At 62.9% G+C, this 11,271-nt stretch carries 13 protein-coding genes and 1 pseudogene; 4 read left to right on the forward strand and 10 right to left on the reverse strand.

Features of this window, described 5'->3' with window-relative positions; translation table 11 throughout:
- Positions 1-6: 6 nt before the first annotated feature.
- Positions 7-3,498 (reverse strand): indolepyruvate ferredoxin oxidoreductase family protein, encoded by a 3,492-nt coding sequence (locus YY7_RS0115485; protein ID WP_028164059.1) that lies wholly within the window; start codon positions 3,496-3,498, stop codon positions 7-9.
- Positions 3,499-3,885: 387 nt separating this feature from the next.
- Between YY7_RS0115485 and YY7_RS0115490 the strand changes: the two genes are divergently transcribed.
- On the forward strand, positions 3,886-4,293 hold the full coding sequence (locus YY7_RS0115490) for a hypothetical protein (RefSeq protein ID WP_028164060.1): 408 nt from the start codon (positions 3,886-3,888) through the stop codon (positions 4,291-4,293).
- Positions 4,294-4,358: 65 nt separating this feature from the next.
- On the opposite strand, the gene YY7_RS0115495 is transcribed toward YY7_RS0115490, so the two are convergent.
- From YY7_RS0115495 to YY7_RS0115505, 3 genes are read right to left on the reverse strand one after another with little or no spacing between them, the layout of a single operon-like run.
- The gene (locus YY7_RS0115495; RefSeq protein ID WP_028164061.1) at positions 4,359-5,174 is read right to left on the reverse strand and encodes an isocitrate lyase/PEP mutase family protein; all 816 of its coding nucleotides are present in this window, start codon (positions 5,172-5,174) and stop codon (positions 4,359-4,361) included.
- A 33-nt stretch (positions 5,175-5,207) separates the two neighbouring features.
- Complete coding sequence (locus tag YY7_RS0115500) at positions 5,208-5,558, reverse strand: antibiotic biosynthesis monooxygenase family protein (RefSeq protein ID WP_028164062.1); 351 nt, start codon at positions 5,556-5,558, stop codon at positions 5,208-5,210.
- Between the two features lie 31 nt (positions 5,559-5,589).
- Positions 5,590-5,898 (reverse strand): NIPSNAP family protein, encoded by a 309-nt coding sequence (locus YY7_RS0115505; RefSeq protein ID WP_028164063.1) that lies wholly within the window; start codon positions 5,896-5,898, stop codon positions 5,590-5,592.
- Between the two features lie 161 nt (positions 5,899-6,059).
- Between YY7_RS0115505 and YY7_RS0115510 the strand changes: the two genes are divergently transcribed.
- Positions 6,060-6,755: an ArsR/SmtB family transcription factor gene (locus YY7_RS0115510; protein WP_028164064.1), complete on the forward strand. Its 696-nt coding sequence runs from the start codon at positions 6,060-6,062 to the stop codon at positions 6,753-6,755.
- A 246-nt stretch (positions 6,756-7,001) separates the two neighbouring features.
- Positions 7,002-7,226: a GCG_CRPN prefix-to-repeats domain-containing protein gene (locus YY7_RS65035; RefSeq protein WP_080663701.1), complete on the forward strand. Its 225-nt coding sequence runs from the start codon at positions 7,002-7,004 to the stop codon at positions 7,224-7,226.
- A gap of 268 nt (positions 7,227-7,494) precedes the next feature.
- Here YY7_RS65035 and YY7_RS64750 read toward each other — a convergent pair whose 3' ends face one another.
- Positions 7,495-7,668: a hypothetical protein gene (locus tag YY7_RS64750; RefSeq protein ID WP_155255187.1), complete on the reverse strand. Its 174-nt coding sequence runs from the start codon at positions 7,666-7,668 to the stop codon at positions 7,495-7,497.
- A 389-nt stretch (positions 7,669-8,057) separates the two neighbouring features.
- On the opposite strand from YY7_RS64750, the gene YY7_RS0115525 reads away from it, so the two are divergent.
- On the forward strand, positions 8,058-8,519 hold the full coding sequence (locus tag YY7_RS0115525; RefSeq protein WP_028164065.1) for a VOC family protein: 462 nt from the start codon (positions 8,058-8,060) through the stop codon (positions 8,517-8,519).
- Positions 8,520-8,533: 14 nt separating this feature from the next.
- On the opposite strand, the gene YY7_RS0115530 is transcribed toward YY7_RS0115525, so the two are convergent.
- The 5 genes and pseudogenes from YY7_RS0115530 to YY7_RS0115545 form a co-directional block, all read right to left on the reverse strand.
- Positions 8,534-8,845 (reverse strand): hypothetical protein, encoded by a 312-nt coding sequence (locus tag YY7_RS0115530; protein ID WP_028164066.1) that lies wholly within the window; start codon positions 8,843-8,845, stop codon positions 8,534-8,536.
- Positions 8,846-8,877: 32 nt separating this feature from the next.
- Positions 8,878-9,156, reverse strand: a complete 279-nt coding sequence (locus tag YY7_RS63140) for a filamentation induced by cAMP protein fic (protein WP_245287286.1) — start codon at positions 9,154-9,156, stop codon at positions 8,878-8,880.
- 38 nt (positions 9,157-9,194) lie between these two features.
- A pseudogene (locus YY7_RS63145) lies at positions 9,195-9,359 on the reverse strand (Fic family protein); the annotation flags it as partial.
- Positions 9,360-9,541: 182 nt separating this feature from the next.
- Positions 9,542-9,706, reverse strand: coding sequence for a hypothetical protein (locus YY7_RS61900; RefSeq protein WP_196237274.1), 165 nt, complete (start codon positions 9,704-9,706; stop codon positions 9,542-9,544).
- A gap of 63 nt (positions 9,707-9,769) precedes the next feature.
- The coding region (locus YY7_RS0115545; protein ID WP_028164067.1) for an acyl-CoA carboxylase subunit beta at positions 9,770-11,271 on the reverse strand (1,502 nt) is incomplete at its 5' end.

Below are 11,271 nucleotides of genomic sequence, written 5' to 3' on the forward strand. Positions count from 1 at the left end.
GACCGTCTACTCCGCTGCCATTTGCCTCGGGGCCGGCGGCGGGTTGGCGAGGTCGGCGGCGAGTTGGGCGTAGCGAGCTTTTGCGTCCTGCACCGCCTTTTCCTTCACCGGGCCGTAGCCGCGGATGCGATCGGGCAGCGAGAGCAACTCGACAGCGGTGTCGACCGTGACCGGCGACAACAGGCCGAGCACGGTCGCGACGTCCTTCTCGTAGCCTGCGATCAAATCGCGCTCGAGCTTGCGATCGGCGCTATAGCCGAAGAGGTCGAGCGGCGTGCCGCGCAGGAAACGCAGCCTGGCCAGCACGCGGAAGGCATTCAGCATCCACGGACCGAAGGCGCGCTTCTTCGGGCGGCCCTGGGCGTCAACGCCGCGCGCCAGGATCGGCGGCGCGAGGTTGAAGTTGAACTTGAAATCGCCTTCGAACTGCTCGCGGAGCTGATGTTCGAACTTGCCGTCGGTGAAGAGCCGCGCGACCTCGTACTCGTCCTTGTAGGCGAGCAGCTTGGCATAGTTGATCGCAACCGCGCGCGGCAGCGCTTCGCCGTGGCCGCCCTTGGTGGCGGCATCGCGCACCTGGTCGACCAGCTTGCGATAGCGTTTTGCCAACCTGCTACTCTGATACGCCGTGAGATGGGCACTGCGGTGGGCGATGATCTCGTCCAGCGTCATGGCATCCAGCGTCTTCGGCGCGACCGGCTCGTCCTGGTCCTTCATCATCGCGGCCAGCCGCACCGGATCGGCGGCGGCAAGACGGCCGAGCTGGAAGGCCTCCTTGTTCATCTTGATCGAGACGCCGTTGACCTCGATCGCCTGCTCGATCGACGCCGCCGACAGCGGCAACAGGCCCTTCTGATAGGCGTAGCCCATCATCATGATGTTGGTGGCGATGCTGTCGCCAAGCAGGGCTTCGGCCGGCCTGGTGAAATCGAAGAACGCAGAGTCCTGGCGCAGTGCGTTCTCCAGCACCGAGTTGACCTTGCGAACCTGGAAGTTGAAGTCGCGGTTGAGGATGAAGTCCGCGGTCGGGATCACATGGCTGTTGATGATGCCGGCGGTGCGGCCGGATTCGCACAGCGTGATCGTCTCCTTGGACGCCGCGACCACCTCGTCCGCGGCCAGCACGAGATCGGCGGTGCCGGTGACGATGCGCGAGCAGGTGACGTCGGCCGGGTGATCGGACAAGCGGACGTGGCTCAGCACCGCCCCGCCCTTCTGCGCGAGGCCGGACATGTCCAGGATCATGCTGGCCTTGCCTTCGATGTGCGCGGCCATGCCGAGCAGCGCGCCGATCGTCAGCACGCCGGTGCCTCCGACACCGCCAACCGCGATGTTGTAGGGACGCTCCAGCGACGGCCGCGTCGCCGGCTCCGGCAGCTCACCGATGGCGCCGAGATCCGGCGGCGCGCGGCGGCGCAGCTTGCCGCCATCGACGGTGACGAAGGACGGGCAAAAGCCCTTCACGCACGAATAGTCCTTGTTGCAGGTCGACTGGTTGATGGTGCGCTTGCGGCCGAACTCGGTCTCCAGCGGCTCGACCGAGATGCAGTTCGACTGCACCGAGCAGTCGCCGCAGCCCTCGCAGACCGCGGGGTTGATCAGCACGCGGCGCTGCGGATCCTCCATCAGGCCGCGCTTGCGGCGGCGGCGCTTCTCGGCGGCGCAGGTCTGCACGAACACGATCGCGGACGTGCCCTTGAACTCGCGGCACGCCTTCATGACGTTCTCAAGCTCGTCGCGATGGGCGAGCTTCACGCCGGGCGCGATGGTGCTGGCCGGATAGGCGTCGGGATTTTCAGAGACGAGGTAGATCTCGCGGATGCCTTCGGCGTGGAGCTGGAAGGTGATCTGCTGCGGCGACAGATCGCCGTCGTGACGCTGGCCGCCGGTCATCGCAACCGCGTCGTTGTAGAGGATCTTGTAGGTGATGTTGGCCTTGGAAGCGACCGCCTGCCGGATCGCCAGAATGCCGGAATGGAAATAGGTGCCGTCGCCGAGATTGGCGAAGATGTGGTTCTCGTTGGTGAACGGCGCGATGCCGACCCACGGCACGCCCTCCCCGCCCATATGGGTGAAGGTCTCGGTGTTGCGGTTCATCCACAGCGCCATGAAGTGGCAGCCGATGCCGGCCATCGCGCGGCTGCCTTCCGGCACTTTGGTCGAGGTGTTGTGCGGGCAGCCCGAGCAGAAATACGGGACGCGGGCGATCGGGGATGTCGCCTGCATTTGCGTCGCCTGGCGGCCGTTGAACCAATCGGCCTTGGCGCGCAGCATCTCGGCGATCTCAGGGTTGAGATTGAGTCGAAGCAGGCGCTCGGTCAGCGAGCTCGCGAGCGAGGCGACGCTGAGCTCGGCAGCGAAAGTAAGGAAGCGCTTCTCGTGTTCGTCCATCTTGCCGACGATGCGCGGGCGGACGTCGTCGCGCCAGTTGAAGAGTTCCTGCTTGACCTGGTTCTCGACGATCTCGCGCCGTTCCTCGACGATGAAGATCTCCTCCAGGCCGACGGCAAAGTTGCGCACGCCTTCCGGCTCCAGCGGCCAGGGCATGCCGATCTTGTAGAGCCGGATGCCGATCTTGGCGGCGATCTCCTCCGTGATGCCGAGTTCGCGCAGCGCCTGACGGATGTCCTCGTAGCTCTTGCCTGAGGCCATGATGCCGTAGCGCGCGTTCGGCGAATCCATGGTGATGCGGTTGACCTTGTTGGCGCGGGCAAAAGCGATCGCCGCATAGCCCTTGTAGTCCTGCAGGCGCCGGTCCTGCTCGAAGCGGTCGTCGGGCCAGCGGATGTTAAGGCCATCAGGCGGCAGTTCGAAATCGGTCGGGATCACGAACGGCGTCATCTCGTCGCTGAGGTCGATCTCGGCCGTGGTCTCGACTGTCTCCGTGATCACCTTCATGCCGACCCAGCAGCCGGAGTAGCGCGACATCGCGATGCCGAGCAGACCCATCTCGATCATCTCGTGGATGCTGGACGGATAGAGATAGGGCATCAGCGCCGAGATGAAGGCATGGTCGGACTGATGTGGCACGGTGGAGGATTTGGCGCCATGGTCGTCGCCGGCCAGACACAGCACGCCGCCATGCTTGGCGGAGCCCGCCGCATTGCCGTGGCGGAACACGTCGCCGCAGCGGTCGACGCCGGGGCCCTTGCCGTACCAGATGCCGACCACGCCGTCGTAGTTGGCGCCGGGCGAAAGGTGGAGCTGCTGCGAGCCCCAGACCGCCGTGGCAGCCAAGTCCTCGTTCACGCCAGGCTGGAACTTGATGTTGTACTGCTCAAGATGGTGCTTCGCCGCAAAGAGCTGCTGGTCGTAACCGCCAAGCGGCGAGCCGCGATAGCCGGAGATGAAGCCCGCGGTGTTGAGGCCGGCTGCACGGTCGCGGCGGATCTGCGCCATCGGCAGACGGACGAGGGCCTGGATGCCGGTCAGAAAGATATGGCCGGTGCCCTGAGTATATTTCTGGTCGAGACTGATCGGACCTTGGTTGATTCCCATCTAAGCCCTCGTAATCCTTGGTCGCAGCGACTGATTTTAGCTAGTCATCCAAGCGCCTTAGAACCAGTCTATGTCGGTTTTCAAAGGCCGCGCAGCACAATTCTGTGCTGAAGCACCTCGCTTTCGAAGTTCGCAATTTCGTGCCTGGAATGACCGGGTTTGTTTTCGCTTCGTGCGCCGGAGGGGTGTTGCGCGAAATGCCGTAAGGTGCCCGGAAGGCCGACAGCAGGTGGGCGGATGCAGGCATGGCGTCAAACGGCCGGCGCGATTCTCGCTCGCGTGTTTTTGTGCAGTGCATTCTTCTTCGACGAAGACGTGCAGCACGCAGGGACCGGGAACGTCAGGGAGCGCTCGCGAGTTGTAACTTAGGCTAACGGAGGAACCCCAATGGCATACCAACCGAATGACCCTGACCGCAGCAATATGACCGAGGAGGAGATCCGCCATCAGGCGCGTCTCAACAATCTGGACAATGAGTTGCAGCCCGATCCGGAGCTTGCCGAGGGCCCGGCCAGTGGTGCGAAGATCGCGATGTTCGCGATTGCGATCGCGGTGGTGCTTGGCGCAGTGTTCTATGGCCTGAACAACACGTCCGTTAACAATGCCGGCACGACGCCGCCATCGCAGAGCGCGCAGAACCAGCCGGCCAACCCCGCATCTCCATCGACCACGCCGAAGGCCAACACCGAACCCGGCACGACGACGGGCGCGGCGACCAACCGCCCGACACCACCGCAGTCGAATCCGACCGGCCAGGAGATCGACCGTTCGGCCAAGCCGGACAGCAATAAGTAAGAGGTATCGACACTCTCGCAGGCACGGCGGGCTCAATCTGCCCGCCGTGTTTCTTGTGAGAACCGCTACTTGAACATCTTGTTGAGCTCGCCGCCGGGATAGCCGTGGGCGAGTTCGGTGAAGGTCCCCTGCTCCGCCATCTCGCGTGCGGCTTTCATGAAGCCGGCCCAGGCGTTGCGTGCCAGCGAGCCGCCGACGCTGATGCGGCGCACGCCGAGATCGGTGGCTTCCGCCAGCGACAGGCCGGAGGCGCCGATCAGGAGATTGACGGGTTTGGGATGCACCGCCTTTACGACTGCAGCGATCTCTTCCCGCGTCTTGATGCCGGGCGCATAGAGACAATCGGCGCCGGCGGCGGAATAGGCTTGCAGCCGCTCAATGACAAGATTGAGATCGTTCCGTCCCCACAGGAAGGCTTCGCAACGGCCGGTGAGCAGGACGCCGCTATCCTCGGCGTCGATCGCCTTGCGCGCGGCCTTGATGCGTTCGACCGCCAGGCTGGAATCGTACAGCGGCTTTGCCGCATCGCCGGTCGAGTCCTCGATCGAGAGTCCCGCAACCCCTGTCCTGACGCCGCGGGCAACGTTGGTTGCAACGTTATCCGGCTCGACGGCAAAGCCGCCTTCGAAATCGGCGTTGACGGGCAGATCGACGGCGGCGCAGAGCGCCGTCAGATGGCCCACGACATCATCGACCGTGACGCGGTTGTCGGCCTTGCCGATGGTCCAGGCAAAGCCGGCGCTGGTAGAGGCGAGCGCCTTGAAGCCGAGTTGCTGCAGTGCGCGGGCGCTGCCGACGTCAAAGGGGTTGGGCAGGATGAAGCAGCCGCTCTCATGTAGCTTCCTGAACGCAGCGCGCTTCTCGGCAATCGTGACCGGCATGTTTGCTCTCCTTTCGATGATTGGTATTGCGAGCTAGTACGGCTCATGAACGGCACGGCTGTCCCTGGGCGCCTGCGCGCGATCGTTCATGCCGTAGTCGCGGATCACACTGGCGATCCGGATCCGGTAGTCCTCAAATATGACCGCGCGGCCCTTCGCCTGAGACCTGCGATGTTCCACCACATTGCGCCAGGCCTCGACGGCGGCTTCATTGCGGAAGAACGATATCGACAGGAACTTTCCCTTCTCGGTCAGGCTCTCGAAGCGCTCCACGGAAATGAAGCCGTCAATGCTCTCCAGGATCGGCCGCAACTCGGCGGCAAGATCGAAATATTGCTGCCGAAGTTCGGGCTTCGGCCAGACCTCGAAGATCACGGCAATCATCGGCACCTCCCTCGTTCCGGAAGGCGACAGTCTACAACGTAACCGGGCGCAAAAAAGTCCGCTCTTCGGCCAGGATGAATTTCTCTTCCTCGGCGAAGTTGAAATTGGCCATGCCTTCGGCGTCCGCGCGCAGCCGTGCGCGATAGGCCTCGTAGGCGGCAAGGCTTTCGAACGAGATCAGCGCAAAGGCGATGTTGTTGGTGCCCTCGTGCGGCATGAAGTAGCCGATCAGATCGCCCCCGCATTTGGGAATGATGGTGAGCCAGCGCCTGGAATATTCCTCGAACTGCGCGCGTTTGAAGGGATTGAGCTGGTAGCGGATGAACACGGTGATGGTCATGGGTTGCTCCCACAGCTTGCGTCGTTGCGGGCGACGGCGGAAGCATCCGTCCGCGCACGCGGAATGATGGACCGCCTCGTCGCCACCGGTGCGACACTTCGATCAGGTTGCGCGAATGATAACGCCTTGCTCGACGCTAATGCTTCGGCTAAGATCGAAGTATGAAAGCTGGTCCTGACATCGCCATGGTCGCGTCGCTGGTCGGCGACCCCGCGCGCGCCAACATGCTCACCGCGCTGTTGAGCGGCCGAGCACTTACCGCGAGCGAGCTTGCGCAGGAAGCTGGCATTACGCCGCAGACCGCGAGCTCGCATCTCTCAAAGCTCGAAACCGGCGGGCTGATCGAGCCGGAAAAGCAGGGCCGCCACCGCTATTACCGCCTCACCGGCACCGACGTCGCAGGCGTGCTGGAGGGGCTTGCGGGGCTTGCCGCGCGCGCCGGCCACATGCGCGTGCGCACCGGGCCGAAGGACCCCGCGCTCCGCCGCGCGCGGATCTGCTACGATCACCTCGCGGGCGACCTCGGCGTTCAGATGCTCGACAGCATGAAGAAGCAGCGGCTGATCCGGCAGAGCAAGGACGCGATGGAGCTGACCGGCGAAGGCAAGCGCTTCATCGCGAAGGCGCTGCAGATCGACGCCGACGCGCTACTCCATCCTCGCCGCCCCGTGTGCAAGGCGTGCCTCGACTGGAGCGAGCGGCGGCATCATCTGGCAGGCACGCTGGGCGCTGCGATCATGGAGCGCTTCACCGAGTTGAAATGGGCGGCGCGCGACACGACGCCGGGCAGCCGCGTGGTGAATTTTTCGCGGAACGGCGAAAAGCGATTTGCTGCGCTATTCGGGACTGGCGAATAGCGGCACGCGAGCGCAGCGAAGAACAGGCGTCGTCATTGCTTCGTCATTTGCACCGGCCAATGCTGCAGAACGCTAACTTGGTAGCAGGTTTCTTTGCTCCACGGTAAGAAGTAACCGCTCCGTTCACATCGCGTTCAGCCCTGGAAACTATGCTCCGCGACAAGTGATGCGGCGTCTGCGACACTCCAGCGCGGCGAATCACTGTGTCGCATTCGCGTGCGGCGAGAACTCAATGGGAGAACAAGAATGAAGTATGTTCTGGCGGCGGCTGTCGTTGCGGCTGGCATGGTCGCGAGCTTCAGCTCCGCAAACGCGGCGGGCGGTTGCGGCCCCGGCTTTCACCGTGGTCCGTATGGCGGTTGCCGACCCAACCGCGCCGTCTACGTGCGGCCTGCACCGAGAATGGTGGTGGCGCCTCGCGTCTGCCCCCGCGGCTTCATTTGGCGCCATGGCCGCTGCCGGCCTTTCTAAACTTTTCGTTAAAGCGTAGAGCGTTTTCGAGCGAAGTGGACTCCGGTTCGCATAGCAATCAAGTTTACGCAGATTGCGTAGACTTATCTGCGCAGAAAACGCGTCAAAACTAGAATCTAGAGCTTCGGATCTGATTCCATCAGAACCGAAGCTCTAGTCGAACAAAGCTCGGCCAATCAGATGGCCGAGCAGAGCGCGCTAAACTTTAGTGGCCAAAACAATAATGGGCAGGGACGCGGTCCCTGCCCTTTTCCGATTAGTGGGCCTGCTAGACTAGATTGGCCTCACCAGCGACGCCAGTGCCGCCGGTGCCAGCGGCGATGGCGATGGCGCCAGCCCCGGTGAGGATGCCAGTGGCGACGATGTCCATGACCTCCATGCCCATGACCGCGATGCCCGTGACCGCCATGCCATTGCACCTGTTCGGGCTTGAGCTTTTCAACTTCATCGCCGGTGGAAACCGCAGGATGGGCATCCGGGCTGGAAGGCCGCCGCGCGTCTTCGCTTAGTGGCATCATCGGCGCGGCTTGCGCGGTTGCAGCAAAGGTTGCCACACCTGCGGCAGCGCCCAATGCAATCTTCAAAAAGTGGCGGCGTTCCATGAACATTGTCCTTTTCTTGCTCAGCATGTGATGCCCGAACAGTGTTGCCGCCGTGAGATGAATGTCCGCTGAACTTTGCGCGTGCGCTGGGCGCGACAAAAAGCGCCGCGGCAAACGCGCGCGCCTCTGCATCCGCGGACTCGCCCACGATGTTTTTTTGCCGACACGATGCGACCAAAATGGACGCTCGGCGTTAACGGGGTTAGCTCCAATTCCGAAGGAGAATGCCATGGCGGCAAAGGCACGACCGACTCCAGACGGGTTTCACACCGTGACGCCTTATCTTATCGTGGAGGGTGCCGAGAAGATCATCAGCTTCCTGGAGCAGGCGCTGGGCGCGCGGAAACATCACGAGCCGACGCTGCGGCCCGACGGCACGATCATGCATGCGACACTCAGGATCGGCGATTCCATGGTGATGATTGCCGATGCCTCCGAGCACGCCAAGGCCATGCCCGCCATGCTCTATCTCTACGTGCCCGACGTCGACACCGCCTACCGCTGCGCCATCGAGGCCGGCGCGACCTCGATCATGGAGCCGGCGGACCAATTCTACGGTGACCGCACCGGCGGGGTGAAGGATGTCGCCGGCAATAGCTGGTTCTTCGGCACGCACATCGAGGACGTCGCACCCGACGAACTGAAGAAGCGCGCGGCGGAGATGTTCAAGAACCAGGGCAAGGCGGCGTAGGCGCGACGCGGCGATCAGGCCGCAATCTCCTCCGCCAACACCAGCACCTCACGCGTCCGCGTGACGTCAGGCCAATCGCGGTTGAAGTCGGCAATCAACCGCTTCATCTCCTCGCCACCAACCGCACGCTCGAGCGAGTCCTGGTCGGCAAACTGATAAGTCGCCAGATGTTGCGACGGATTGGTCGCGCTCCAGTGCCGCCACGCCTTCGCACGGAACGATTTCAGCGCATCCGGCAAATGCGCGCGCGAATACCAGGCATCGAACGCGGCGCGTTTCGCGGGGTCGGAGACGGTGGCACGGACGATGAAAAGCGCAGTGGGCATATGATCCTCTCCTGCAGTTCGTTGTGAGCGAGCTAGCCGGGAAGCTTTCCACCCATCGCTTTATAAAACTGGGTTAGCTGGTATGCGAGCAACGCAGCTAGCAGATCTTCCATCTTAGAGACATCGATTCTCCCCTCACGAAAAGCCACATCTGCCGCATCGAGGGCATCAAAATACGGCTTACGATTGTCCACAATCTGGTCGGGAATCGTGGGGGTGCCAGGCAGGATCGAACCAGCGCGAACGGAAAGCACGGCATACGACACGATGCGCGACGTTCGCCCGTTGCCGTCCGCAAAGGATGGATCCAATTCAGCCGCCACATGACATAGGACGCCAAGTGAATGGGCGACTTCTCGTTCCAGTGATCATTGACATAATCGCACATGTCCTCGACCAGTTCGGGGACTAGATGTGCACCGACGGGTTCGTGCTTGCTGCCTTCTATTGCTACTCCGCCGGGACGATAGTTGCCTGCATAGGAGCTAATTCCTGTTAGCGCCTCACGGTGCAAACCCAGAATGAGCGAAGGCCGCAGCCTGAACGACCCGCGTTCGAGGGCAGTCTGTATTGCGGCAATCGCCGCGTCATACTGGCGGAAGCCATTTCTCGCTTCCGCAGTCGCCTTTTCCAGGGGATCGCTGATTAGTTCGGGCTCGAGCGCGCGACTATCCCGCCGATCGCGCTCTTCACCCGTCAGGCCAACTTCTCAGCTTCGCGATCAACCATCTCGCGCGTAATCAGCTCATTCTCAAAATGAGTATTGCCGTAAACAAAGCTACGCCGCTGCTCCTCCCGATGCGCGGGAGTCGGATTGGCCGTCTTGGCCGCTTCAAGAAGCTTTTTGAGATTTTCGATCATAGTCGGAATATAGCCGAATCGGCCTATCGATGCCACGTGATTTTGGAACGCCCTACGGCATCCCTACAACGGCAGATTGTCGTGCTTCTTCACGGGGATCTCGACCTTCTTGTCCTTCAGCATCGCGAGCGCCCGCGCGATGCGTCGCCTTGTCGAATGCGGCATGATGACGTCGTCGATGTAGCCGCGCTCGGCGGCGATGAAGGGGGAGAGGAAGCGGTCCTCGTATTCCTTGGTGCGCGCGGCGATCTTGTCGGGGTCGCCGATGTCGGAGCGGAAGATGATCTCGACCGCGCCCTTGGCGCCCATCACCGCGATTTGCGCGGTCGGCCAGGCATAGTTCATGTCGGCGCCGATCTCCTTGGAGGCCATGACGTCGAAGGCGCCGCCATAGGCCTTGCGGGTGATGATGGTGACGAGCGGCACCGTGCATTGCGAATAGGCGAACAGCAGTTTTGCGCCGTGCTTGATCAGGCCGCCATATTCCTGCGCGGTGCCGGGCAGGAAGCCGGGCACGTCGACGAAGGTGACGATCGGGATGTTGAAGGCATCGCAGAAGCGGACAAAACGCGCGGCCTTGCGTGACGCATCGCTGTCGAGCACACCGGCGAGCACCATCGGCTGGTTGGCGACAAAGCCCACGGTGCGGCCGGCGATGCGGCCGAAACCGGTGACGATGTTCTTGGCGAAGGTCTCGGAGATCTCGAAGAAGTCGCCCTCGTCCACGACCTTCAGGATCAATTCCTTCATGTCGTAGGGCTTGTTCGGATTGTCGGGGATCAGGGTGTCCAGGGACATGTCGACCCGGCCGATGTCGTCGAAGCTCGGCCACTCCGGCACGCCGTCGGTGTTGTTCGAGGGCAGGAAGTCGATCAGCCGGCGCATCTGCAACAGCGCGTCGACGTCGTTCTCGAACGCGCCGTCGGCGATCGAGGAGCGCGTCGCGTGCACCGAGGCGCCGCCGAGCTCCTCGGCGGTGACCACCTCGTTGGTCACGGTCTTCACCACGTCAGGACCGGTCACGAACATGTAGCTGGTGTTCTTCACCATGAAGATGAAATCGGTCATCGCCGGCGAGTAGACGTCGCCGCCGGCGCAGGGGCCCATGATGACGGAGATCTGCGGGATCACGCCGGAGGCGATGACGTTGCGGCGGAACACGTAGGAATAGCCGGCGAGCGCGGCGACGCCCTCCTGGATGCGGGCGCCGCCGGCGTCATAGAGGCCGATGATCGGCGCCCGCGCCTTCATCGCCATGTCCTGGAGTTTCGTGATCTTCAGCGCATGGGTCTCGGACAGCGAGCCGCCGAACACCGTGAAATCCTTGGCGAAGACGAAGGTCTTGCGGCCGTTGACGGTGCCCCAACCGGTGACGACACCGTCGCCGGGAACCCTGGTCTTCTCCATGCCGAATTCGGTCGAGCGGTGCTCGACGAACATGTCGAATTCCTCGAACGATCCCTTGTCGAGCAGCAGCTCGATGCGCTCCCGCGCCGTCAGCTTGCCGCGGGCATGCTGCGCCTCGATGCGCTTGACGCCGCCGCCCAACTTGGCGCCGGCGCGCC

It is taken from the genome of Bradyrhizobium elkanii WSM2783, from assembly GCF_000472865.1.
In the GTDB taxonomy this organism is placed as follows: Bacteria; Pseudomonadota; Alphaproteobacteria; order Rhizobiales; family Xanthobacteraceae; genus Bradyrhizobium; species Bradyrhizobium elkanii_A.